Raw genomic sequence first — 25,199 nt, 5'->3', positions numbered from 1 at the left:
GGGTACGACCCGCCCCTCGGCCCAAGGGCCTAGAAGGGGGGCTCGTCCGAGTAGCCGCCGCCACCGCCGCTGCCGCCGGAGTTTCCACCCCAGCCGCCGCCACCGCCACCGCTCGCGCCGCCGCCCTGGTTGCCACCGGCGGGAGTGCCGGTCGCCCACGGGTCGTCGGCGGGAGCGCCGCCGGCCGGCTGACCGCCGCCGGAGTTTCCACCCCAGCCGCCGCCACCCTGGCCACCGCCGCCGCCGAAACCGCCGCCCTGGCCACCGCGAGCGCCACCGGCGGTCTTGGTGACCTTGGCCGTGGCACTGCGCAGGCTGGCGCCGACTTCCTCGACGTCCAGCTCGTAGACCGTGCGCTTGACGCCCTCACGGTCCTCGTAGGACCGCTGCTTCAGCCGGCCCTGCACGATGACGCGCATGCCTCGCTGGAGCGACTCCGCGACGTTCTCCGCCGCCTGACGCCAGACCGAGCAGGTCAGGAACAGGCTTTCGCCGTCCTTCCACTCGTTCGTCTGGCGGTCGAAGGTGCGGGGAGTGGACGCGACACGGAACTTCGCGACCGCCGCACCGGACGGGGTGAAGCGCAGCTCGGGGTCGTCGACAAGATTGCCGACGACCGTGATGACGGTCTCGCCTGCCATGGGGGAACCTCTCGGCGGGTTTGCTGCTGGCTGCTTGGTGCTGCTACTCGAATCCCGAGATCAGCTGAGCTGGACGCTCAGTGGGTCTCGGGGCGGAGGACCTTGGTCCGGAGGACCGACTCGTTCAGGTTCATCTGGCGGTCGAGCTCCTTGACGACCGCAGGCTCGGCCTGCAGGTCGATGACCGAGTAGATGCCCTCGGGCTTCTTCTTGATCTCGTACGAGAGACGACGACGGCCCCAGGTGTCGACCTTCTCGACCTTGCCGTTGCCCTCACGGACGACGGAGAGGAAGTTCTCGATCAGGGGGGCGACAGCGCGCTCCTCCAGATCGGGGTCGAGGATGACCATCACCTCGTAGTGACGCATGTGGAACCCACCTCCTTCGGACTCAGCGGCCACGGTCGTTCCGTGGCAGGAGGGTTGTGATGCGTACGCAACGGTATCGGCCACCACTGACAATCGGGGGCTCCTTGTCGGAGACACCGCCGCGACAAGGGCAGACACCGTGCAGACGATACAGAGTACCCGCACACCGGCTTCCGGTTGAAATCCGGCCCGGGGGACCGTCAGTCTGTACACATCGGGTGTGTATGGCGCTACGGTGCGCCGTCTTCCGCAGGAGGTGCCCTATGGCACAGGCATTGCGACCCAATACCGTCGGCGGCCTTTTCGCCACGGACGGCAAGTCCCACCCGCTCCAGGACACCTTGCTCGCGGTGACCCTGGTGCTCGGCATCACGGCTTTCGTCTCGTCGATGTTCCACAACCTGCATCTGCTCAGCTCCTGGGCAGGCCTGATCGGGCTCGCCACCGGGGCGTACGGCCAGTGGATCTCGGAGACGACACGCGAACGCTTCGGACTCATCCTGGGTCTCGGCGCCGCGGGGGTCGGCTTCTTCCTCGGCATGGCGCACGGCGGTCTCTTCGGCGGGGTCATCGGCGGCTGACGCCGAGGAAGCCCGCTCCTCAACACCGCACAAAGCACTACGGAACGCCTCGACGGGCCACAGGCCGGGGCGCAGGTTCCGTACGCCCAGTCGGGGCGCTCGCAAGGCGCAGTAGGCTTCGGCGCGAGAGCCGGAGCCCCTGTACCCATGGGGACACACCAGCCCGAGGAGCGCCCCGAATGAGCCTGACCCTGAGGACGATCAGCCGCGAGCAGCATCTGGCGTACATCCAGACCCTGCCCTCGGCGAGCCACATGCAGGTCCCTGCATGGGCTGACGTCAAGGCGGAGTGGCGCTCCGAGAGCCTCGGCTGGTTCGACGACCGCACCGGCGAGCTGGTCGGCGCGGGGCTCGTCCTCTACCGGCAGTTGCCCAAGATCAAGCGCTACCTCGCCTATCTCCCCGAGGGCCCGGTCATCAACTGGTACGCGCCGAACCTCACCGAGTGGCTCGAGCCGATGCTCGCGCACCTCAAGAACCAGGGCGCCTTCTCGGTGAAGATGGGCCCGCCGGTCATCATCCGGCGCTGGGAGGCCACCTCCATCAAGGCGGGCATCCAGAACCCCGACGTGAAGCGACTGCGCGACATCGAGGCCGACTTCATCGAGCCGCGCGCCTTCGAGGTCGCCGACAAGCTCCGTCGGATGGGCTGGCAGCAGGGCGAGGACGGCGGCGCCGGCTTCGGTGACGTGCAGCCCCGCTACGTCTACCAAGTGCCCCTCGCCAACCGGTCGTTGGAAGAGGTCCACAAGAACTTCAACCAGCTGTGGCGCCGCAACATCAAGAAGGCCGAGAAGGCCGGCGTCGAGGTCGTCCAGGGCGGCTACCACGACCTCGAGGAATGGCAGCGGCTGTACGAGATCACGGCCGTGCGCGACCACTTCAGGCCCCGCCCGCTCTCCTACTTCCAGCGCATGTGGACGGCCCTCAACTCCGAGGACCCCAACCGCATGCGGCTGTACTTCGCCCGGCACAACGGCGTGAACCTGTCGGCGGCGACGATGCTGATCGTCGGCGGGCACGTCTGGTACTCCTACGGCGCCTCCGACAACATCGGCCGCGAGGTCCGGCCCTCGAACGCGATGCAGTGGCGGATGCTGCGCGACGCGTACGCGCTCGGTGCCACCGTCTACGACCTGCGGGGCATTTCCGACTCTCTGGACGAGACCGACCATCTCTTCGGCCTGATCCAGTTCAAGGTGGGCACGGGCGGACAGGCCGCCGAATACCTGGGCGAGTGGGACTTCCCGCTGAACAAACTGCTCCACAAGGCCCTCGACATCTACATGTCGCGCCGCTGACGTCACGTTCAGTGATTCCATACCTCTGATACACCGCAGACACCAGAAAGGTTCCAGGTCCGGCCATGGCGCTCACCCTCTACGTCGACACCGCGCGCTGGCGGGCGCATCACAAGCACGTGCAGGAGCAGTTCCCGGGGCTCGTCCCGGTCTGCAAGGGCAACGGCTACGGCTTCGGGCACGAGCGGCTGGCGGAGGAGGCCACGCGTCTGGGCTCGGACGTCCTCGCCGTCGGTACGACGTACGAGGCCGCGCGGATCAAGGACTGGTTCGGCGGTGACCTGCTGGTGCTGACGCCGTACCGGCGCGGTGAGGAGCCCGTCCCGCTGCCCGACCGGGTGATCCGGTCGGTGTCGTCGGTGGACGGCGTGTACGGCCTCGTGGGGGCCCGGGTGGTCATCGAGGTGATGTCCTCGATGAAGCGGCACGGCATCAGCGAGCAGGACCTGCCGATGCTGCACCAGGCCATAGAGAACGTCCGCCTGGAGGGCTTCGCCATCCATCTGCCGCTGGACCGCACCGACGGCTCGGACGCCGTCGAGGAGGTCATCGGCTGGATGGACCGGCTGCGCGCGGCCCGGCTGCCCCTGCACACGATGTTCGTCAGCCACCTCAAGGCCGAGGATCTCGCCCGGCTGCAGCAGCAGTTCCCGCAGACCCGCTTCCGCGCCCGTATCGGCACGCGGCTGTGGCTGGGGGACCACGAGGCCACCGAGTACCGCGGGGCGGTCCTGGACGTCACCCGCGTCGCCAAGGGCGACCGGTTCGGCTACCGGCAGCAGAAAGCGGCCTCCGACGGCTTCCTGGTGGTCGTGGCGGGCGGTACGTCGCACGGGGTGGGCCTGGAGGCCCCGAAGGCCCTGCACGGCGTCATGCCGCGCGCCAAGGGCGTTGCCCGGGCCGGCCTGGCCACGGTCAACCGGAACCTTTCTCCGTTCGTCTGGGACGCCAAGCAGCGCTGGTTCGCCGAGCCTCCGCACATGCAGGTCTCGATCCTGTTCGTGCCGTCAGAGGCGGCCGAGCCGACGGTCGGTGACGAGCTCGTGGCCCATCTGCGGCACACCACCACGCAGTTCGACCGGATCGTCGACCGCTGAGCCGGGCTCGCTGCCACACGTTGGGCGCCTAGCCCTCCGGACACACGAAAGGCCGGGTACGGAAACCTCCGTACCCGGCCTTCTGCTTGCTCGTCAGGACGCCTTGTTCGCTCAGAGCGAACGGTCCGTGGAAGAGTCCGTTCCGCCGCTGCCCCACTCCACCTGCGGACCCTCGTAGTAGGCGGCGTGCCGTGGCGGATGCGCCGCCGGACCGAGGACGAAGACGTCCTCCGCGCCGTCGAGCACGCCCCCCGAGGGGTCGTCGTCCCCGGACCTGCGCACGGGGTCCCGCTCGGGCATGAGGATGTCACGCACCACCATGCCGCAGAAGTACAGCGTCCCCAGCAGGTGCACGGCGATGGCCCAGTGATAGCCGTCCTGGGGAAGCCCCTTGTGAGCGTCTCCGCTGGTCGTGTAGGCGAGGTACATCCAGATGCCCAGGAAGTACGCGACCTCGCAGGCCTGCCAGATCAGGAAGTCCCGCCACTTGGGGCGCGCCAGGACAGCCAACGGCACCAGCCACAGCACGTACTGCGGCGAGTAGACCTTGTTGGTGAGGATGAACGCCGCGACGATCAGGAACGCCAGCTGGGCGAAGCGCGGTCGGCGCGGGGCGGTCAGGGTGAGGGCGGCGATGGCCACGCAGGAGAGCAACACCAGCAGCGTGGCAAGGGTGTTGACGGTCTCGGTGCTGAGCGGGTCGGACGAGTTCTGAGCCATGATCAGCCAGAAGGACCCGAAGTCCACACCCCGTTCCTGGCTGAACCGGTAGAACTGCGCCCAGCCGTCCCAGGCGAAGTACATCACCGGCAGGTTCACGACGAGCCAGGCGACGGCCGCTCCGCCGAAGGCCTTCCCGAAGTCCCGCCACTTGCCGGCGCGCCAGCACAGCAGGAACAGCGGGCCGAGGAGAAACACGGGGTACAGCTTGGCGGCCGTGGCGAGCCCCAGGAGGACGCCGAAGGCGAGCGAGCGGCCTCGGGACCACATCAGCATCGCCGCGGCCGTCAGAGCGACCGCCAGGAGGTCCCAGTTGATGGTGGCGGTCAGCGCGAAGGCGGGTGCCAGGGCGACCAACAGACCGTCCCAGGGCCGCCGCCGGTGTGTACGGGCCACGCAGACGGCGATGACGGCCGCGCACACCATCAGCATCCCGGCGTTGACCATCCAGTACCACTGTTCCTGGTCCTGGATGGTGCCGCTGCCCGGCGTGAGCCAGGAGGCGACCTCCATGAACACGCCGGTCAGCACCGGGTATTCGAGGTACGGCATGTCGCCGGAGAGCTTGTCGAAGTACGGCACGAGTCCGTCGGCGAAACCACGCCCCTGGTACAGGTGCGGGATGTCCGAGTAGCACGCCTTCGTGTACTGGGAGCTGGCGCCGAAGAACCAGGCGCCGTTGTAGCAGGGGGCCTTCTGGATCAGGCCGAGGGCGAACATGCCGATCGCCACGAGCGCGACGACCCGGACGGGAGTCCACCAGGACGTCCCGAGCAGGGCACGCCGCCCGAGGGGACCGCCGATCAGCTCACTGCCGGACCGGGCGACCTCGTCCTCCTTGGTGGGCCGCACCGTGTCTGGCTCGTGCTCGCTCGCTTGCGTCGATTCTGCGCTGGGCATGCCGCACATCCTGCCGTACGTGCCTGGCAATACGCCGAGGGCCGCCACATCCGGTGGATGTGACGGCCCCTGTTTCACGTGAAACATGTACATGTTTCACGTGAAACACCCGTGCTGGGCGTTTTGGCGACTAGCCGTTCGGACCTCCGAAGATGCCTCCGTTGTCCTCGCCTCTACTGGTGCCGGTGCCTGTCGATTCCGTGGCCGACGGCGTGGAGGACGCGCCTCCGTCCGTGCCGCCGTCGTCGGTCCCGCCGTCGTCCCCGCACTGGAAGGCGAACTGGCAGGACTCACTGACCGTTGGAGTCGGACTCTCGACCGTCTCGGTCGGTGTCGGCGTCGGGGTCGGAGTGGCTTCCTCGGTCTCGGTGGGCGTCGGAGTGGGCGTCGGGCTCGGCTCCTCGTTGACGATCTCACCGATGGGCTCGGGCGTCGGGAAGTCGAGCACCTTCTCGCCCTTCATCGCCTGTTCCATGTAGTCGTGCCAGATCTCGGACGGGAACGAGGCACCGTGGATCTTCTTCTGGCCACCCGTTCCGTACATCTCCAGGAAGGTGCGGTTCTTCTTGGTCTCGTCGTCGTCGTACCGGAACATCGTGATCGACGTGGACAGCTGCGGCGTGTAGCCCACGAACCAGGCGGACTTGTTGCCGTCGGTGGTACCGGTCTTGCCGGCCACCTCCCGGTCGTCCAGCTTGGCGTTGGTGCCCGTGCCCTTGTCGACCACGGTCTTCAGCACGTCGGTGACGTTGTCGGCGACCGCCCGGGTGAACACCTGCTTGGGCTGGTCCTTGTGCGTGAAGACCGTGCCGTCCTTGCTGGTGACCTTCTGGACGGAGTACGGGTCACGCTGCTCACCACTGGCGGCGAAGGTGCCGTACGCGCCCGCCATGCGGATCGCGCTCGGGTCGGAGATACCGATGGAGAAGGACGGGAAGCTGGTGCCGGCGAGGCTGTCCGACTTCAAGCCGGCGTCCACGGCCGCTTCCTTGACCTTGTCCAGGCCGACGTCCATGCCGAGCTGCACGAAGGCGGAGTTCACCGACTCACGCATCGCCTCGCGGAGGTCGATGTCGTAGTTGGGCGGACTGCCGTACGACTCGTTGCCGTCATTGGTCTGCAGCCACTCCTGGCCCTTCTCGTTCTTCCAGATCGAATCGTCGTAGTCCCTGATCTTGAGCTTGTTCTTACCGCTGAACAGGCTCTTCGGGGACACCTGGGTGCGCTCGTCCTGCGCCTGCTCCGCACCGAGGCTCTTGTCCCGCACGCCCCACTTCATCGCTGCCGCGAGAACGAACGGCTTGAAGGTCGAACCGACCTGGGCGCCGGTCACATCCGCGTTGTTGGTGAAGTGCTTGGTCGCGTCCTCACCGCCGTAGATGGCCTTGATGGCCCCGGTGTTCGGGTCCACGGAGGCGCCGCCGAACTGGACGTGCGTGTCCGTCTCCGGGCGCTGCTTGGGCTTGATGTTGGCCTTCTGGACCTTCTTGACGGAGTCCTCGAGCTCCTTGACCTTCTTCTTGTCGAAGGTCGTGTAGATCGAGTAACCGCCCTTCTGCAGGTCGTCGGCGGTGATGTTCGTGTTGTTGATCAGGTACGCCTTGGAGAGGTCGACGAGGTAGCCGACCTGACCACTGAGCGCGGCGTTCGACCGCGGGTTCTGGACCTTGGGCAGCGTGGTGTACTTCGCTCGCTCCGCGGCGTCCAGATGCCCGTACTCGACCATCTTGTCCAGGGTGTCCTGCATCTGGACCAGGGCACGCTTGCTGTTGGCCTCGGGAGTGGCGGCCGAGTCGATGGACGTCGAGCCGGCCGGGTCGTAGTACGTGGCGCCCTTCAGCATCGCCGAAAGGAAGGCGCACTCGCCCGGGTTGAGATCGACGGCGTCCTTGTTGAAGTACGCGCGGGCGGCGGCCTGGATCCCGTAGGCGCTGCGCCCGTAGTACGCGGAGTTCAGGTAGCCGGCCATGATCTGGTCCTTCTTGACCGTGGTGCCCACCTTGATCGAGACGAAGATCTCCTTGAACTTACGGGAGATGGTCTGCGACTGGTCGTCCAGCATGGCGTTCTTCACGTACTGCTGGGTGATGGTGGAGCCACCCTGCGTCTCACCGCCCCTGGCCATGTTGAACACGGCGCGGGCGATGCCCTTGGGGTCGATGCCGCTGTCGGTGTAGAAGGTCTTGTTCTCCTGGGAGATGACTGCGTACCTCATCGCTTCGGGGATCTGCGAGAGGTTGACGATCTGACGGTTGGTCTCACCACCCGTCGCGACCATCTCGGTGCCGTCGCCCCAGTAATAGACGTTGTTCTGCGCCTCGGCCGTCTTGGCGATGTCCGGGACGCCCACGAGGGCGTAGGCCACCCCCGCGACCGCGACCAGGCTGCCGAAGAAGCCGATGAACATGCCGGCCATGAGCTTCCACGACGGCACCCAGCGCGCGGCGCCGTACTTGCCCGCGCGCGGATAGTCGATCAGCCTCTTCTTGGCGGGTACGGCGCGGCCCCTGCCGCGCCCTGGTCCGTTGGGGCCACCGGGGCCTCGGCCGGGTTCGGGCGCCCTGCGGCGACCGCCCCCGCTTCTCTGTGCAGCGCGGCGGGCCTCGGCGCGGCCGCCGTACGACGGCTCCTCGCCTGCCGAACCGTATGAATCAGACCCGTACGCGTCGGCAGGAGATCCGGTGGCGCCTCGCGGTGCCGCACGGCGGCCGGAGGACGCGCCGGACTGGCCGCGTCGGGATTCGGCACGTCCGCCTCCCTGCGGCTGCGGCGGTTTGCGACGGTGCTCGCTCATCGAACGACTACTCCTCGGGCAGGCGCACCCGTGCGCGCCTGGAAACGGCGGCTGGTTTCCGGTCCCCCCGAAGTACGGATGTGGTCGATCCTGCATTCATCCGTACTGCACCGAGCACGATGACGCCCCCTCGCGTCACTCGGTTCCCGGTGGTGTCCATGGCGCACAGACTACGCACCGTCAAAACCCGCCTAGCCCCGAAGTTCACCCCAAATCAGGCAACTTGCCTCCGGTGAATAAGTGATGTGATCCCGTTCACCGTCTCCCCACTTGTCGCATCCGGAAGGCCGTTCTATCGTCATGATGTATCGAGTCGATACATCGGAGCGACATAAGACGAGGAGGCGAGCGGATGAGCCGGCGTGCCGGGATCCTCGAGTTCGCCGTCCTCGGCCTGTTGCGCGAGTCCCCGATGCACGGCTACGAGCTGCGCAAACGACTCAATACTTCGCTGGGCGTGTTCCGGGCCTTCAGCTACGGGACGCTCTACCCCTGCCTCAAGACGCTGGTCGCGAGCGGCTGGTTGATCGAGGAACCGGGGAACGCCCCCGAGGACGCCCTGGCAGCTCCACTCGCAGGGCGTCGCGCCAAGATCGTCTATCGGTTGACGGCGGAAGGTAAGGAACACTTCGAGGACCTGCTCTCGCAGACCGGCCCCGACGCGTACGAGGACGAGACCTTCGCCGCCCGGTTCGCCTTCTTCGGGCAGACGTCCCGGGACGTACGGATGCGCGTGCTGGAGGGCCGTCGCAGCCGGTTGGAGGAGCGCCTGGAGAAAATGGGCGCCTCCCTGGCACGTACCCGAGAGCGCCTCGACGACTACACGCTTGAGCTCCAGCGCCACGGGATGGAGTCCGTGGAGCGCGAAGTGCGCTGGCTGAACGAGCTCATCGAAAGTGAGCGGGCGGGCCGGGACCTGAAGGGTCCCGCCCACGGAGAACCCGCTCGCGACACCACAGAGGGAGCGCCGGGCGTCCTGCCCCGGCCCGGGGACACCCCCGGTCCGGATACGCCCGGCGACACCACCACGTGAGGTCCCTGCCAGGACCTCACTCGTACACACAGGGAGCAACCGGAATGGGTTCGGTTCGCGTAGCCATCGTCGGCGTGGGCAACTGCGCCGCGTCGCTGGTCCAGGGAGTCGAGTACTACAAGGACGCCGACCCGGCGTCCAAGGTGCCCGGCCTGATGCATGTCCAGTTCGGCGACTACCACGTGGGTGACGTCGAGTTCGTCGCCGCCTTCGACGTCGACGCGAAGAAGGTCGGCCTCGACCTCTCGGACGCCATCGGTGCCAGCGAGAACAACACCATCAAGATCTGCGACGTCCCGAACAAGGGCGTCACGGTCCAGCGTGGCCACACCCTCGACGGTCTCGGCAAGTACTACCGGGAGACCATCGAGGAGTCCGCCGAGGCGCCCGTCGACGTCGTCCAGATCCTCAGGGACAAGCAGGTCGACGTCCTCATCTGCTACCTGCCCGTCGGCTCCGAGGACGCGGCGAAGTTCTACGCCCAGTGCGCCATCGACGCCAAGGTCGCCTTCGTCAACGCCCTTCCGGTCTTCATCGCCGGCACCAAGGAGTGGGCCGACAAGTTCACCGAGGCCGGTGTCCCGATCGTCGGCGACGACATCAAGTCGCAGGTCGGCGCCACCATCACGCACCGTGTGATGGCGAAGCTGTTCGAGGACCGCGGTGTCCGCCTTGAGCGCACGATGCAGCTCAACGTCGGCGGCAACATGGACTTCAAGAACATGCTGGAGCGCGACCGCCTTGAGTCCAAGAAGATCTCGAAGACGCAGGCCGTCACCTCGCAGATCCCCGACCGCGACATGGGCGCGAAGAACGTCCACATCGGTCCCTCGGACTACGTGGCCTGGCTCGACGACCGCAAGTGGGCCTACGTCCGCCTTGAGGGCCGCGCGTTCGGCGACGTCCCGCTGAACCTGGAGTACAAGCTCGAGGTCTGGGACTCCCCGAACTCCGCGGGCGTCATCATCGACGCCCTGCGCGCTGCGAAGATCGCCAAGGACCGCGGCATCGGCGGCCCGATCCTGTCGGCGTCGAGCTACTTCATGAAGTCCCCGCCGGTGCAGTACTTCGACGACGAGGCCTACGACAACGTCGAGAAGTTCATCAAGGGCGAGGTCGAGCGCTGAGCACCACCGGCGCACGGCACTGAGAACGCTCCTGCCAGGGCTGAGAGGGTCCCCGGGTCACCGACCCGGGGACCCTCCCCGTATGTGAGGCTGTGCCCATGGCTGTCGTCCGGGACCTGCGCGCTCTCCTGCGCCTCAGGAACTTCCGGCGCCTGCTCGCCGTACGCCTGCTCTCACAGGGAGCCGACGGCGTCTTCCAGGTCGCGCTCGCCTCCTACGTCGTCTTCTCCCCGGAGAAACAGACCTCGGCCACCGCGATCGCCTCCGCCATGGCGGTCCTGCTGCTCCCGTACTCCCTCGTCGGCCCTTTCGCCGGCGTCCTCCTGGACCGCTGGCGCCGCCGCCAGGTCTTCCTCTACGGCAACCTGCTGCGCGCCCTCATGGCGACGGCGACGGCCGTCCTGATCCTCGCTCATGTCCCCGACTGGCTCTTCTACGTCTCCGCCCTGTGCGTCACCGCCGTCAACCGCTTCGTACTCGCGGGCCTGTCCGCGGCACTGCCGCGCGTGGTGGACACCGAGCGTCTGGTGATGGCCAACTCCCTTTCCCCGACGGCCGGTACGCTCGCCGCGACCGCGGGCGGCGGATTCGCCTTCGTCGTACGGCTGGTGGTCGCCGACTCCGACGCGGCGGTGGTGCTCCTGGGCGCCGCCCTGTACCTGTGCGCGGCGCTCGCGTCACTGCGTCTCGCGCCCGAACTGCTGGGGCCGGACCGGGAGTTGGTGCAGCAGCGGCTGGCGACGGCCCTCTCGGGCACCGCTCGCGACCTGGCGGCGGCCGTACGGCACCTCGCCGCCCCACCCCGCCGGGAGGCCGCCTGGGCGCTCCTGACGATGACGCTGATGCGGTTCTGCTACGGCGCCCTGCTGGTCATGGTGCTGATGCTCTGCCGCTACGCCTTCTCGTCGACCACGGACGACGGACTCGCCCTGCTGGGGCTTGCGTTGGGGATCTCCGGCGCCGGCTTCTTCGTGGCGGCCGTGCTGACACCCTGGGCGGCGGGACGGCTCGGGCCCGGTCTCTGGATCGCCGTCTGCGCCGGAGCCGCCGCGGTCCTGGAACCCGCCCTGGGTCTCCCGTTCGCCACCGCCCCGATGCTGGTCGCGGCGTTCGTCCTGGGCCTCACCACCCAGGGCGCGAAGATCGCGACGGACACGATCGTGCAGTCCTCGGTGGAGGACGGATTCCGCGGGCGCGTCTTCTCCGTCTACGACGTCCTCTTCAACATCGCCTTCGTCGGAGCGGCGGCGGTGGCCGCCCTCATGCTGCCGCCTGACGGCCGCTCAGTGACGCTGGTGCTCGCAATCGCCGTTGTCTACGGGGTAATTGCTGCGGCTATGGCCCGCTTTGAACGCCAGTAAGTGTCACATCAAAGAAACAGAGTCCGATGGGGCTACAGAGATGTCAGTGGCGGCCGGTAATTTACGTCCGTCTTACGCGCTTCTTACGCGCGACACGCATCCATGTTTGAGGGGGACCCCCAAGTGACAACTCCGCCGCCCCAGGGCCAGAACCCGTTCGCGCAGGCCCCGCAGCCTGCCGGCCAGCCCCAGGGCCAGGCTCCTTACCCGCCGCAGCCCGGCTACCCGCAGCAGCCTGGCCAGCCCGGGTTCCCCCCTCAGGGAGCCGCCCCGTTCGCCCCCGCCCCGCCGCAGCAGGGCCGCAAGCTCAGCTTCAAGACGATCAAGAACATCGTCATCGTCCTGATCGTCGCGGGCGTCGCCATCGGCGGCTACATAACCAGCCGGGACGACGCCGACACGGCGAAGGTCGGCGACTGCATGCACCGCGGCAGCACGAGTGACACCGACCCGGACCTCGAGGTCGTCGGCTGCGACGACGCGAAGGCCCAGTACGTGGTGCTGGCCAAGATCAAGGGCAACTACTCGGCCGTGACGGCGGAGAGCAAGTGCGAGGAGCAGGCGAAGGACTTCCAGTACTCGTACACGGAGTCCGGTGACGGCAGTGACTTCCTGCTCTGCCTGAAGGACAAGTAAGAAGGACAGGTAGGGACGAGCAAGACTCAGAAGGGGCGATGTTTCACGTGAAACATCGCCCCTTGGTGTGTGCGATCCCCTTGGCGGGTCCGACGCACCGACACCTGGCGTCCGTCTTCGGGGTCATGTTTCACGTGAAACATGACCCCCTTCCATGGCCTCAGTCCTGCTTGGCCTTCCCTGGCCTCAGTCCTGCTTGGCCCACCAGTCCTTGAGCGCGGCCACCGCGACATCGTGCCCCATCGGCCCGTTCTCCAGGCGGAGCTCCAGCATCTGCTTGTAGGCGCGACCGACGGCCGGGCCGGGGCCGACACCGAGGATCTCCATGATCTGGTTGCCGTCGAGGTCCGGACGGATCGCGTCCAGCTCCTCCTGCTCCTGCAGCTGAGCGATCCGCGCCTCCAGACCGTCGTACGCCCGAGAGAGCGCCGCGGCCTTCCGCTTGTTCCGCGTCGTGCAGTCCGAGCGGGTCAGCTTATGGAGGCGATCGAGGAGCGGGCCGGCGTCACGGACGTAGCGGCGGACCGCCGAGTCCGTCCACTCACCGGTGCCGTATCCGTGGAAGCGCAGGTGGAGTTCGACCAGATGTGAGACGTCCTTCACCAGCTCGTTGGAGTACTTGAGCGCCGTCATGCGCTTCTTCGTCATCTTCGCGCCGACCACTTCGTGGTGGTGGAACGAGACCCGACCGTCCTCCTCGAAACGGCGCGTGCGCGGCTTGCCGATGTCGTGCAGGAGCGCGGCGAGCCGGAGGGTCAGGTCGGGACCGTCGTCCTCCAGCGCGATCGCCTGCTCCAGGACGATCAGGGTGTGGTCGTAGACGTCCTTGTGCCGGTGGTGCTCGTCGCGCTCCAGGCGCAGGGCCGGCAGCTCCGGCAGAACGTGGTCGGCGATGCCGGAGTCGACGAGCAGGGTCAGTCCCTTGCGGGGGTGCGCGGACAGGATGAGCTTGTTCAGCTCCTCCCGTACCCGCTCCGCCGACACGATCTCGATCCGTCCGGCCATGTCCTTCATGGCAGCGACAACCTCGGGAGCCACCTCGAAGTCGAGCTGGGCGGCGAAGCGTGCCGCGCGCATCATGCGCAGCGGGTCGTCGGAGAAGGACGCCTCGGGAGTGCCCGGGGTGCGCAGGATCCCCGCCGCGAGGTCGTCGAGCCCGCCGTGCGGGTCGATGAACTTCCTCTCGGGGAGCGCGAGAGCCATCGCGTTGACGGTGAAGTCCCGCCGGACGAGGTCCTCCTCGATGGAGTCGCCGTAGGACACCTCGGGCTTGCGGGAGGTCCGGTCGTAGGACTCCGACCGGTAAGTGGTCACCTCGAGCTGGTGACCGTCCTTCTGTACCCCGACCGTGCCGAAGGCGATGCCGACCTCCCAGACGGCGTCCGCCCAAGGGCGGACGATCTTGAGAACGTCCTCGGGGTGGGCGTCGGTCGTGAAGTCGAGGTCGTTGCTGAGCCGGCCGAGCAACGCGTCCCGGACCGGACCACCGACCAGCGCGAGTGAGAACCCGGCCTCCTGGAAACGGCGGGCGAGGTCCTCGGCGACAGGGGCGACCCGGAGCGATTCACTCGCCGCGCGCTGCGGCACCTGACTGAGGGCGCTGGGGGTGTCTTCGTTGGCGTTCGGCACAACAGAAGAGGGTACGTGGCCCGGGCGACCGCGGGCGTCTCCATTAAACGTCCACAAAGAGCTCCGGCGGACATGCGTGGCGGCCGGTATTGCATACCCGCATATACAGGGCACCTGACCCAGTCCCCCGATCTTGTGGACCAGTCCGCGGCACTTCCCCTCCGCGCGCATCGTTACCATGCGTGGACGCACATTCCGACGACCACTGACGACGACTAGGGACGGGCGAACGCGTGGCCGAGGCGGCAGACTTCCCGGGGACGAGTCCCTCACCTGCCCGCCGGTGGCTGCGGCGCACCGGAGCACTGCTCGCCGGTGCGCCACTGCTGACCGGCCTGTTCCAGCTGCCCGCCGCCACGCCCGCTCAGGCGGCCGATGCGGGCTCGGTGTCCGTGGCCGTGGATTCCCTCAGCCCAAGCGCCCCCACGGACGGCGACACGGTGACCGTGACCGGCACGGTGACCAACAACGGCAAGCAGGCGGTCACCGGCGCGCACGTGGGGCTCAGCCTGGGATCGCCGCTGAACACCCGGTCGGCCATCGAGGACGCCGCGAAGAGCAGCACCGACACCCAGGCGGCGACCGGCTCCGAAGTCGGCGGAAAGTACGTCCAGAAGTTCTCCAAGCTCACTCCCGGTGTCGCCGAGCACTTCAGCATCTCCGTGCCCGTCGACAAGCTGGACCTCGGCGACGACGGCGTCTACCCGTTCGCCGTCTCGCTGTCCGGCCAGACCTCCGCACAGCCGTGGGACCAGGTCCTCGGCATCCGGCGGACCTTCCTGCCCTGGCAGCCAGAAGAGGCCGACACGAAGACGAAGACCACGTTCCTGTGGCCGCTGATCTCGACCGTGCACATGACGGCGGAGACGGGATCGAACGAGCAGCAGACGCCGGTCTTCCTCAACGACGACCTCGCCAAGGAGATCTCCGCCGGCGGACGGCTGGACCAGATGCTGTCCCTGGGCAAGGACCTCGACGTCACCTGGGTGATCGATCCGGACCTGCTGGCCTCGATCGACGCCATGACGGGCAGCTACCGGATCCGGTCCGACGACGGCACCACCACCACGGCCGGCACCCACCAGGCGGTTGCCAAGCAGTTCCTCGACGAGTTGCAGAACGCGGTGGCGGAGAAGGACGTCGTCGCGCTTCCCTTCGCCGACCCCGACCTGGCCTCGCTCGCCCACAACGGCACGAGCGTCACCGGTTCCCTGAACCACCTGAACGAGGCGACCGACGTCGCCGCCACCACGGTGGAGACGATCCTGCACGTGACGCCGAGCACCGACTTCGCGTGGCCCGTGGACGGCGCGGTCGACCCGTCGATCGTCAAGGTCGCCACCTCCGCGGGCGCCGACAAGGTGATCGCGCGCAGCGACAGCATGCAGGAGACCGGCGGGCTGTCCTACACCCCCTCCGCGGCCCGCCCGATCGGCGGCGGCACCACGGCGGTGGTCGCGGACGCCCGGCTGTCGACGGCGTTCCAGGGCGACCTGTCGAAGGCTTCAGGCGCGACGCTCGCCGTACAGCAGTTCCTCGCGCAGAGCCTGTCGCTCAACCTCCAGACGGACGACCAGCGCAGCATCGTCGTCGCCCCGCAGCGCATGCCGTCGGCGCGCCAGGCCCAGGCGATGGCCACCGCGCTGACGGCGCTGCAGGGCGGCAACTGGTCCGAGTCCCAGGACCTCACGGCGGCCGCGAAGGCCAAGCCCGACCCCGGGGCCACGACGAAGGTCCCGGCGGCCTCCGCGTACCCCGCCGCCCTGCGCAAGCAGGAGCTGCCGCGGTGGGCCTTCGAGCAGATCGCGCGGACGCAGACCAGCCTCGACAGCTTCAAGGTGGTCCTCACCGACCAGTCCCGTGTGGTGACCCCCTTCGGGCGAGCCATGAACCGCGAGATGTCGACGTCGTGGCGGGGCCGGGCGAACGCAGCCGCGAGCTTCCGCACCGGAGTTGAGTCGTACCTCGACGACATCACCGGCCAGGTCAGACTGATCGACAAGTCCGACACCAAGCTCTCCGGACGCAGCGCCACCATCCCCGTGACCGTGCAGAACAACCTGGTGCAGGGCGTGGACCACTTGGTGCTGCGTCTGACCTCGACGAGCCCGACGCGTCTGCAGATCAGCGGCCACGACTACTACGAGCAGCCCATCGCGGTGTCCGGCGGGCACAGCCAGACGGTGAAGTTCACCACCTCGGCCAAGGCCAACGGCCAGGCGACGGTGATCGCCCAGCTGTACACGCAGGACGGCAAGCCGTACGGCGCCCCGGTCACCTTCGACGTCAAGGTCACCGAGTTCACGGCCACCGTGATGCTGGTCATCGGCGGCGGCTTCCTCCTGCTCGTCCTCGCCGGTTTCCGGATGTACACCCAGCGCAAGCGAGCCGCCGCCCGCGAGGCCCAGGAGGACGGCCCCGACGAGGCGGGGGATCCCGCCGACGGCCCGGAGAACCCCGAGGGCCCCTCGGAACGTCTCACGGAGGAGTCCGGCACCGGCACCCGGGCAGACGACCCGGAGCAGCCGAGTGACCCGACACCGGACACCGCAGCGGAAAGCGCCGACCCGTCCGGCACGGGTGAGAGAGTGGACCGTTGAGGATGTCGTGGCCGGTGGGCCGGGGACGATGAGGTGGAGTAAGCCATGAACGCGCCGTACGACGGTGACCGCGGCCAGGGCGCGGGCAGCTCGGGTCACCCCGAGGGCCCGCCGCCCGAGCACGGCCAGGTCCCGCCGCAGCCCCCCGCCGACATGTACCTCCAGGACGCCTACGACCAGGACCCCTACCGGGCCCAGGACCTCACCGCCCAGGACCCGGTCGCCGAGGCGCTCTACGACCGCGCCGCGCACCCCCCGCCGCCTCCCGGCACGTACCAGCCTCAGCAGCCTCTGTACGGCCAGCCGCCCCAGTCCCCGTACGCACCCGACCCTCGTGTGTGGGCCCAGACCCCGGCGCCCGAGCCGGACGGGGCGACCCAGTACCTGCCGTACGGCGACGATCCCCGGACCACCCAGTACGTCGGCGTCGACGACCTGGTCACCCAGGCCGGCGAGGAGCGCCACGAGCCGGACGCCTTCGCGCACCTCTTCCGGGACCAGGAACAGGGCGGCGGCTACCCCGCGTCGGGTCACCCGTCGGTTCCGGGTCCGATGGCGGCCCCCGGCGGGCCCGCACCGGTGCCCGCGTACCAGGCTCCGCCGCCCGTGGACGACCGGACCATGAACCTCGCGCCCGCGCCCGCTGCTCCGGCCGCGAAGAAGGCCGGCGGCAAGGCCACGGGTCTGCTGAAGTCCAGCGCCGTCATGGCCGCGGGCACGATGGTCTCCCGCCTCACCGGCTTCGTCCGCTCGGCCCTGATCGTCTCCGCGCTGGGCGTCGGCCTGCTCGGCGACACCTTCCAGGTCGCCTACCAGCTGCCGACGATGATCTACATCCTGACCGTCGGCGGCGGCCTCAACTCCGTCTTTGTGCCCCAGCTCGTACGGGCCATGAAGGAGGACGAGGACGGTGGTGAGGCGTTCGCCAACCGGCTGCTGACGCTCGTCATGGTGGCGCTGGGCGCGCTCACCGCGCTCGCGATCCTGGCCGCGCCGTACCTGATCCGTCTGCTGTCCGACTCCGTCGCCAGCGACCCTGCGGCCAACGAGGTCGGCGTCACCTTCGTCCGCTACTTCCTGCCCTCGATCTTCTTCATGGGCATCCACGTCGTGATGGGCCAGATCCTCAACGCGCGCGGCAAGTTCGGCGCGATGATGTGGACCCCGGTCCTGAACAACATCGTCATCATCGTGACGCTCGGCATGTTCATCTGGGTGTACGGCACCTCCGCGAACTCCGGCATGAAGGTCACGAACATCCCGCCGGAGGCCCAGCGGCTCCTCGGCGTCGGTGTGCTGCTCGGCCTCGTCGTCCAGGCGCTCGCGATGATCCCGTATCTGCGGGAGACCGGCTTCCGGATGCGGCTGCGGTTCGACTGGAAGGGCCACGGGCTGGGCAAGGCCGCGACGCTCGCCAAGTGGACCGTCCTGTTCGTCCTCGCCAACCAGGCCGGCGCGCTCGTCGTCACCCAGTTGTCCACCTCCGCCGGCAAGGCCTCGCCCGTCGACGGCACCGGCTTCGCCGCCTACGCCAACGCCCAGCTGATCTGGGGCCTGCCGCAGGCGATCATCACCGTCTCCCTGATGGCCGCGCTGCTCCCGCGCATCTCACGCTCGGCGGCCGAGGGCGACGGCGGCGCCGTACGCGACGACATCTCCCAGGGACTGCGCACCACCGCCGTGGCGATCGTGCCCATCGCCTTCGGTCTCCTCTCCCTCGGCATCCCGATGTGCACGCTCATCTTCGGCTCCTCGGGCACCAGCGAGGCCACCAACATGGGCTTCATGCTGATGGCCTTCGCCCTCGGCCTGATCCCGTACTCGGTGCAGTACGTCGTCCTGCGGGCCTTCTACGCGTACGAGGACACCCGGACGCCCTTCTACAACACGGTCATCGTCGCCGCGGTCAACGCCGGGGCCTCGGTGGTCTGTTACTACGTCCTGCCGGCCCGCTGGGCCGTGGTCGGCATGGCCGCCTCGTACGGTCTCGCCTACGCCATCGGCGTCGGGGTCGCCTGGAACCGGCTGCGCAAGCGGCTCGACGGCGACCTGGACGGCAACCGGGTCCTGCGCACGTACGCGCGGCTCTGCATCGCCTCACTGCCCGCGGCGCTGCTCAGCGGCGTGGTCTGCTACGAGATCGGTCATACGCTCGGCCAGGGCGTCGTCGGGTCCTTCGCGGCGCTGTTGGCCGGTGGGGCGGTCCTCCTCGGGATCTTCTTCGTCGCGGCCCGACGCATGCGGATCGAGGAGCTGAACTCGCTGGTAGGCATGGTCCGTGGACGTCTGGGTCGGTGAGGCGGGGGTACGCGCACAACCATCGTCCGCCACCGTGTGTCGTGCATAGCGGCGGACTGTGGGCACAATTGGGTTCGGCGTCGGACGGCGCGCACGGAAGTCGGTCGGCGCGCGATGAGTGGGGAGGCAGGGACGACGGTGGCGGAACGGAGCACGGCTGCCGTCGACGTGGCAGACAACAGTGGCGATGAGCCGCTGACCGCCGAGGCGGACCAGTCCACGGCCGACGGCGTGGCCCAGAACCGGGAGCGGGACACGGAGAACGACGAGGCACAGGGGAGTGGCGGGACCGAGAGTCCCGAGAAGGCCTCACCGCCCGAGCTGCACAGCGGTCACAAGCTCGCCAAGCGGTATCGGCTCGAAGAGTGCGTCACCCGTCTGGACGGATTCAGCAGTTGGCGCGCCGTGGACGAGAAACTGCGCCGTGCCGTCGGCGTCCACCTCCTGCCCGCGGACCATGCGCGGGCACGTTCCGTCCTGGCCGCGGCCCGCTCGTCGGCGCTGCTGGGCGACCCACGCTTCGTCCAGGTCCTCGACGCCGTCGAGGAGGACGACCTCGTCTACGTCGTCCACGAGTGGCTGCCCGACGCGGTCGAACTGACGTCGTTGCTCGCCCCCGGCCCGCTGGAGCCGCACGACGCGTACCAGATGGTCAGTCAGATCGCCTCGGCGATGGCCGCCGCGCACCGTGAGGGCCTGGCGCATCTGCGGCTCAACCCGAACGCCGTGCTGCGTACCTCCAGCGGCCAGTGGCGCATCCGCGGCCTCGCCGTGAACGCCGCCCTGCGCGGCATCACGTCCGAGACCCCGCAGCGCACCGACACGGAGTCCGTCGGCGCCCTCCTGTACGCGGCGCTCACCCAGCGCTGGCCGTACGAGGACGACGCCTACGGTCTGGCCGGGCTGCCCAAGGACGTCGGCCTGATCGCGCCCGACCAGGTGCGTGCCCATGTCCACCGGGGCCTGTCCGAGCTCTCCATGCGCGCACTCGCCAACGACGGGGCTACCGCGTCCCGTCACGAGGCGCCGTGCACGACGCCGGAGGAACTGGTCAAGGCGGTCGGCGAGATGCCGCGCATCCGCCCGCCGGAGCCCGCGTTCACGGCCCCGCCGGAGTACCAGCGCACGACGTACCAGCAGGGCTCCTACGGCCGCCCCGCGCCACGCCCCGGCGCCACCCAGCAGATGCCCTCGCCGCCGGCCCCGCTGCAGAGCCGCACCGGCAAGGCCCTCAAGTGGGCCGTCTCGGCCCTCCTGATCGCCGCCCTCGGCCTCGGCAGCTGGCAGCTGGCGGACGCCCTCATGGACAAGGGCGGCAAGTCCGACGACACGAACCAGACCCAGACGACGGACGGCAACGACAAGAACTCGCAGAAGGCGGTCAGCAAGCCGATCGCCATCAGCGGTGCTCGCGACTTCGACCCGTTCGGCGACGGCTCCGAGAAGCCTGGTGACATAGGCAAGACCTACGACAGCAGTATGTCGACCTACTGGGAGACGAACTTCTACAAGGGCGCCACCTTCGGCAACCTGAAGTCGGGCCTCGGTGTCATTCTCGATCTCGGCAAGGTCCAGCAGGTCGGCAAGGTGACGGTTACCTTCATGGGGGACACGTCCGTCGAGCTGCGTGCCGCATCCGGTGACACAGGCTCGGAGCCGACGTCCTTCGACTCCTACAAGAAGGTCGCCGACGGTTCGGGTACGAGCGTCACCCTCAAGCCGGACGAGTCCCTCAAGTCCCGCTACCTTCTGGTCTGGTTGACCAAGCTGCCGCTGACGGAAGACGGTACCTACCGCGGCCGGGTGGCGGACATCAAGGTGACCAGCTGAGGCTGACGGCAAGGCAGAGGGGGTCAGATGGCGGAAGGCGCCGGATACGCGGGAGTGAGTGACCAGGAGTTGCTCACCCGCCACGTGAAGGGTGACTCCGACGCCTTCGGTGAGCTCGTGCGGCGGCATCGTGACCGTCTCTGGGCCGTCGCCCTGCGGACGCTGGGCGACCGCGAGGAGGCCGCTGACGCCGTGCAGGACGCCCTCGTCTCCGCCTACCGGGCCGCCCACACCTTCCGCGGCCAGTCGGCCGTCACGACCTGGCTGCACCGGATCACGGTGAACGCCTGCCTCGACCGCGCCCGCAAAGCCGCCTCACGGAAGACCTCTCCGGTCGACGACAACGAACGGCTCGAGCAGCTCCTGGAACCGCACGAGTCGGCGGAGGCGCCGGCCGAGCGCAACGACCTCCACCGCCAGCTCCTGAAAGCCCTCGGCACGCTGCCGCCCGACCAGCGCGCGGCCCTCGTCCTGGTGGACATGCAGGGATATCCCGTCGCCGAAGCCGCCCGCATGCTCGACGTCCCCACCGGGACGGTGAAGAGCCGTTGCGCACGCGGCAGAGCCAGACTGCTCCCCCTCCTCACTCATCTGCGGCCGGAAAACGCGGGTGACGGAAAGGAAGGGGGCCAGGGGCGGAACCGGACGCAGGGGACATCCGTCCCACCGGCAGCGGGACCGTCAAGCACCGGTCCACGCGACACAGGACCAAGCGATCCAGCTGCAGTGAAGGGCGGAGGTGGGCGAGCGTGACATCCACGACAGACATGGCCGGGCACCCGGACGTCACCGAGATCTCCGACCTCACCGAGGGACTGCTCACGCCGTCCCGGACCGCCGACGTACGACGGCATCTGGACGGGTGCGAACTCTGCGCGGACGTGTACGCGTCGCTGGAAGAGATCCGGGGACTGCTCGGCGCAGTGCCGGTCGCGCAGCGCATGCCTGACGATGTCGCGCAACGGATCGACGCGGCCCTCGCGGCCGAGGCACTGCTCGACGCGTCGGCACCCGATCACTCGGACACCCCTGCCACACCTGTGCTCGTGGGTGCGTCTTCGTCCCTGTCCGCCCAGAGCGACAGCGACAGCGCACATGTTTCACGTGAAACATCGGCAACGTCGGATCGGCCAGCGGGTCATGCGCGGGTCAGGACTACCGGACCGGGTCGCAAGGACCGGAAGCCCGGCGGGCGCCGACGGGTCGCCGTCCTCGGCAGTGTCTTCGCGGTCGCCGCGCTCGGGTTCGGTGGTGTTCTGGTCGCCACACACAACGACGGCAAGCCCTCCGACGCTGAGGCGAACGGCCGGTCCACCGCTGCGGACACCTTCTCCGAGAGCGGGCTGCAGAAGCAGGTGGCCGATCTCCTCGACAAGAACGACCGCTCCGGAAGCAGCTCCGGCACCAACCACAGCTTCGGGATCGCGGGAGATCCCAGCGCCGACACCGTCTCGCCCAAGATCTTCACCGTGCCCGACGTGCCCGCCTGTATCCAGAAGGGCATCGGCCGGTCCGACCCGGCCCTCGCCACGAAGCAAGGCACCTACAAGGGGACTCCTGTCCTGCTGGTCGTCCTGACCGACGCCTCCGACAACGCCAAGGTGACCGCGTACATCATGGACGCGACCTGCGCGACGAAGGCTCCGTCCACCGAGGCGAAGATCCTGCTGACGAAGTCCTACGCCCAGCCCTGACCCGCCCGGGCTTCGTCCGCGTGCCGCGTGGTACTCCGTCCCGTGTCCCGCCCACTGTGACTGCCCCCGTGTGCCCGGACACAGTGGGAATGCACGCCCCTTAGGATCCGTTGGGTGGGGTGAGAGTTCTGAAAGGAGCTCCCACCGGTCTGACGATGCAGTCCAGAGACGAGGAATCCAGTCGTGAGCGACGTCCGTAACGTGATCATCATCGGCTCCGGGCCCGCCGGCTACACGGCGGCGCTCTACACCGCGCGCGCGTCGTTGAAGCCGCTGGTCTTCGAGGGCGCCGTCACCGCCGGCGGTGCGCTGATGAACACCACCGACGTGGAGAACTTCCCCGGGTTCCGGGACGGCATCATGGGCCCGGACCTGATGGACAACATGCGTGCCCAGGCCGAGCGCTTCGGCGCCGAGCTCGTTCCGGACGACATCGTCTCCGTCGACCTGACCGGCGACATCAAGACCGTCACCGACACCGCGGGCGTCGTCCACAAGGCGAAGGCCGTCATCGTCACCACCGGCTCCCAGCACCGCAAGCTCGGTCTCCCGAAGGAGGACGTGCTCTCCGGACGCGGCGTCTCCTGGTGTGCCACCTGTGACGGGTTCTTCTTCAAGGACCAGGACATCGCCGTGATCGGCGGCGGTGACACCGCGATGGAGGAAGCGACCTTCCTCTCCCGCTTCGCCAAGTCCGTGACGATCGTCCACCGCCGGGACACCCTGCGCGCCTCCAAGGCGATGCAGGAGCGCGCCTTCGCCGACCCGAAGATCAAGTTCGTCTGGGACAGCGAGGTCGCGGAGATCCAGGGCGACCAGAAGCTCGCGGGCCTGAAGCTGCGCAACCTCAAGACCGGTGAGCTCTCCGACCTGGCGGTCACGGGCCTCTTCATCGCGATCGGCCACGACCCGCGCACCGAGCTCTTCAAGGGTCAGCTGGAGCTGGACGAGGAGGGCTACCTCAAGGTCGACGCCCCCTCGACCCACACCAACCTGACCGGTGTCTTCGGCGCCGGCGACGTCGTCGACCACACCTACCGGCAGGCGATCACCGCGGCCGGCACCGGCTGCTCGTCCGCCCTCGACGCCGAGCGTTTCCTCGCCGCCCTGGCGGACGAGGAGAACGCCGAGCCCGAGAAGACCGCTGTCTGACCCCCATCCCGCCCCACCGCACCAACCAGTTAAGGAGCCCGCCGTGGCCGGCACCCTGAAGCACGTGACCGACGATTCCTTCGAGCAGGACGTCCTCAAGAGCGACAAGCCCGTCCTCGTGGACTTCTGGGCCGCCTGGTGCGGTCCGTGCCGCCAGATCGCTCCGTCCCTTGAGGCGATCGCCGCCGAGTACGGCGACAAGATCGAGATCGTCAAGCTGAACATCGACGAGAACCCGGGTACGGCCGCCAAGTACGGCGTCATGTCGATCCCGACGCTGAACGTCTACCAGAACGGCGAGGTCGCCAAGACCATCGTCGGTGCGAAGCCGAAGGCCGCGATCGTCCGCGACCTCGAGGACTTCATCGCTGAGTGATGTTTCACGTGAAACACGAATGGGCCGACCCCGACGGGTCGGCCCATTCGTGTTCGTGGAGCCCTCTTGAGCCTTGTGTGCGGTCCACTTACTGCTAGAGCGGACGCAGCACCGGCTCCTTCTGCACGGCCCCCAGCAGCCGGTCCAACGCCATCTCCACGTCTTCCTTCCAGGAGAGCGTCGTTCGTAGCTCCAGCCGCAACCGCGGATAAGTGGGGTGCTGCCGAACGGTCTTGAAGCCGACGGCCAGGAGATGGTCGGCGGGCAGGACACAGCCGGGCTCTTTCCAGCGCGCGTCACCGAAGGCCTCGATCGCCTTGAAGCCTCGGCGCAGAACGTCCTTGGCGACCGTCTGCACCATCACGCGGCCCAGTCCCTGTCCCTGGTAGCCGGGCATGATGAAGCCGGTCATCAGCTGGACGGCGTCCGGTGACACCGGGCTGGTGGGGAACGCCGTGGCCCGTGGAACGTAGGCGGGAGGGGCGTAGAGCACGAAGCCCGCCGGCACGTCGTCGACGTAGACGACCCGGCCGCAGGATCCCCAGTCCAGGAGGACGGCGGAGATCCACCCTTCCTTCTCCAGTGCTGACGTGCCCGTTCTTACCGCGGCTTCTCCGCTGACTGGGTCCAACTCCCAGAAGACACACGACCTGCACCGCTTGGGTAGGTCCGGGAGGTTGTCCAGCGTGAGCGGTACGAGCCGGCGCCCCATGAAGGCTGTTCCTCGCTTCCTTCGCCCGCGGCGCAGCGGGCGGCCGTCAGAGCGCTGTGTTCCCTGAGCAGGCTGCCGACGAAGCCGCCGACCGCGCCCAGTCCCAAGGCTGCGCCCACCAGTCCGGTGCGGCTCATCGTTCGCATGGCCCTGCCTCCCCAAGAGGTGCTGCCAGGTGGATGTGCCATACCCGAACGCATCGTATCGACGATGCGATTCCATCGATACTGCCTGAAAGCAAAGAGGGACTGGCTCGCGCGGCCCGGCTGATCGCGGAGGCGTACGCGAAGGGGACCGCGGCGCCGTACATGGGCATCCGGATGAAGTGCATGGAGGCGCCGGTGCGGGA

General features: G+C 68.3%; 20 protein-coding genes. 14 read left to right on the top strand and 6 right to left on the bottom strand.

Annotated features, from left to right (window positions below):
* Positions 1-29 precede the first annotated feature (29 nt).
* Positions 30-641, bottom strand: a complete 612-nt coding sequence (locus tag ACWDR3_RS33425) for a single-stranded DNA-binding protein (protein WP_450356301.1) — start codon at positions 639-641, stop codon at positions 30-32.
* Between the two features lie 77 nt (positions 642-718).
* Positions 719-1,009 carry a 30S ribosomal protein S6 gene (gene rpsF, locus ACWDR3_RS33420; protein ID WP_005482942.1) on the bottom strand — a complete coding sequence of 97 codons (291 nt, stop codon included), beginning with the start codon at positions 1,007-1,009 and terminating at the stop codon, positions 719-721.
* Positions 1,010-1,272: 263 nt separating this feature from the next.
* Here rpsF and ACWDR3_RS33415 point away from each other — a divergent pair, with 263 nt between their 5' ends.
* The 3 genes from ACWDR3_RS33415 (at position 1,273) to ACWDR3_RS33405 (ending at position 3,988) form a co-directional block, all read left to right on the top strand.
* Entirely contained in the window at positions 1,273-1,590 is a 318-nt protein-coding gene (locus ACWDR3_RS33415; protein ID WP_402356652.1) for a hypothetical protein, read from the top strand.
* A 179-nt stretch (positions 1,591-1,769) separates the two neighbouring features.
* Positions 1,770-2,891 (top strand): peptidoglycan bridge formation glycyltransferase FemX, encoded by a 1,122-nt coding sequence (gene femX, locus ACWDR3_RS33410; protein ID WP_450356300.1) that lies wholly within the window; start codon positions 1,770-1,772, stop codon positions 2,889-2,891.
* A 65-nt stretch (positions 2,892-2,956) separates the two neighbouring features.
* Positions 2,957-3,988, top strand: a complete 1,032-nt coding sequence (locus tag ACWDR3_RS33405; RefSeq protein ID WP_450356299.1) for an alanine racemase — start codon at positions 2,957-2,959, stop codon at positions 3,986-3,988.
* Between the two features lie 111 nt (positions 3,989-4,099).
* On the opposite strand, the gene ACWDR3_RS33400 is transcribed toward ACWDR3_RS33405, so the two are convergent.
* On the bottom strand, positions 4,100-5,608 hold the full coding sequence (locus ACWDR3_RS33400) for a glycosyltransferase family 87 protein (RefSeq protein ID WP_450356298.1): 1,509 nt from the start codon (positions 5,606-5,608) through the stop codon (positions 4,100-4,102).
* Positions 5,609-5,738: 130 nt separating this feature from the next.
* Positions 5,739-8,402 (bottom strand): transglycosylase domain-containing protein, encoded by a 2,664-nt coding sequence (locus ACWDR3_RS33395; RefSeq protein WP_450356297.1) that lies wholly within the window; start codon positions 8,400-8,402, stop codon positions 5,739-5,741.
* A gap of 352 nt (positions 8,403-8,754) precedes the next feature.
* On the opposite strand from ACWDR3_RS33395, the gene ACWDR3_RS33390 reads away from it, so the two are divergent.
* From ACWDR3_RS33390 to ACWDR3_RS33375, 4 genes are all read left to right on the top strand, one after another.
* On the top strand, positions 8,755-9,435 hold the full coding sequence (locus tag ACWDR3_RS33390) for a PadR family transcriptional regulator (RefSeq protein ID WP_450356296.1): 681 nt from the start codon (positions 8,755-8,757) through the stop codon (positions 9,433-9,435).
* Between the two features lie 44 nt (positions 9,436-9,479).
* Positions 9,480-10,562, top strand: a complete 1,083-nt coding sequence (locus tag ACWDR3_RS33385; protein WP_450356295.1) for an inositol-3-phosphate synthase — start codon at positions 9,480-9,482, stop codon at positions 10,560-10,562.
* A gap of 98 nt (positions 10,563-10,660) precedes the next feature.
* Entirely contained in the window at positions 10,661-11,923 is a 1,263-nt protein-coding gene (locus ACWDR3_RS33380) for an MFS transporter (RefSeq protein WP_450356294.1), read from the top strand.
* Between the two features lie 123 nt (positions 11,924-12,046).
* Positions 12,047-12,559 carry an LppU/SCO3897 family protein gene (locus tag ACWDR3_RS33375; RefSeq protein WP_450356293.1) on the top strand — a complete coding sequence of 171 codons (513 nt, stop codon included), beginning with the start codon at positions 12,047-12,049 and terminating at the stop codon, positions 12,557-12,559.
* 186 nt (positions 12,560-12,745) lie between these two features.
* Here ACWDR3_RS33375 and ACWDR3_RS33370 read toward each other — a convergent pair whose 3' ends face one another.
* Positions 12,746-14,188, bottom strand: coding sequence for a CCA tRNA nucleotidyltransferase (locus ACWDR3_RS33370; protein WP_450356292.1), 1,443 nt, complete (start codon positions 14,186-14,188; stop codon positions 12,746-12,748).
* Positions 14,189-14,421: 233 nt separating this feature from the next.
* Between ACWDR3_RS33370 and ACWDR3_RS33365 the strand changes: the two genes are divergently transcribed.
* The 7 genes from ACWDR3_RS33365 (at position 14,422) to trxA (ending at position 24,138) form a co-directional block, all read left to right on the top strand.
* A complete protein-coding gene (locus tag ACWDR3_RS33365) occupies positions 14,422-16,788 on the top strand; it encodes a DUF6049 family protein (RefSeq protein WP_450356291.1) in 2,367 nt (788 codons plus the stop codon).
* 45 nt (positions 16,789-16,833) lie between these two features.
* Positions 16,834-19,086, top strand: coding sequence for a murein biosynthesis integral membrane protein MurJ (gene murJ / locus ACWDR3_RS33360; RefSeq protein ID WP_450356290.1), 2,253 nt, complete (start codon positions 16,834-16,836; stop codon positions 19,084-19,086).
* A 138-nt stretch (positions 19,087-19,224) separates the two neighbouring features.
* The gene (locus tag ACWDR3_RS33355; protein ID WP_450356289.1) at positions 19,225-20,916 is read left to right on the top strand and encodes a serine/threonine protein kinase; all 1,692 of its coding nucleotides are present in this window, start codon (positions 19,225-19,227) and stop codon (positions 20,914-20,916) included.
* Between the two features lie 27 nt (positions 20,917-20,943).
* Positions 20,944-21,669, top strand: coding sequence for an RNA polymerase sigma factor SigM (gene sigM, locus ACWDR3_RS33350; protein ID WP_450356288.1), 726 nt, complete (start codon positions 20,944-20,946; stop codon positions 21,667-21,669).
* Positions 21,666-22,610: an anti-sigma factor family protein gene (locus ACWDR3_RS33345; RefSeq protein WP_450356287.1), complete on the top strand. Its 945-nt coding sequence runs from the start codon at positions 21,666-21,668 to the stop codon at positions 22,608-22,610. The genes sigM and ACWDR3_RS33345 overlap by 4 nt, the downstream gene beginning before the upstream one ends.
* A gap of 183 nt (positions 22,611-22,793) precedes the next feature.
* The gene (gene trxB / locus ACWDR3_RS33340; RefSeq protein ID WP_450356286.1) at positions 22,794-23,762 is read left to right on the top strand and encodes a thioredoxin-disulfide reductase; all 969 of its coding nucleotides are present in this window, start codon (positions 22,794-22,796) and stop codon (positions 23,760-23,762) included.
* Positions 23,763-23,805: 43 nt separating this feature from the next.
* Positions 23,806-24,138 (top strand): thioredoxin, encoded by a 333-nt coding sequence (gene trxA / locus ACWDR3_RS33335; RefSeq protein ID WP_123998972.1) that lies wholly within the window; start codon positions 23,806-23,808, stop codon positions 24,136-24,138.
* Positions 24,139-24,232: 94 nt separating this feature from the next.
* Here the strand turns inward: trxA and ACWDR3_RS33330 are convergent, their stop codons facing one another.
* Positions 24,233-24,850, bottom strand: coding sequence for a GNAT family N-acetyltransferase (locus ACWDR3_RS33330; RefSeq protein WP_450356284.1), 618 nt, complete (start codon positions 24,848-24,850; stop codon positions 24,233-24,235).
* Between the last annotated feature and the right edge of the window lie 349 nt (positions 24,851-25,199).

The sequence above is a fragment of the Streptomyces sp. NPDC001002 genome, assembly GCF_053599215.1.
The sequence above is the reverse complement of the archived record's forward strand: the minus strand, read 5'-3'. Positions and strand labels throughout refer to the sequence as shown.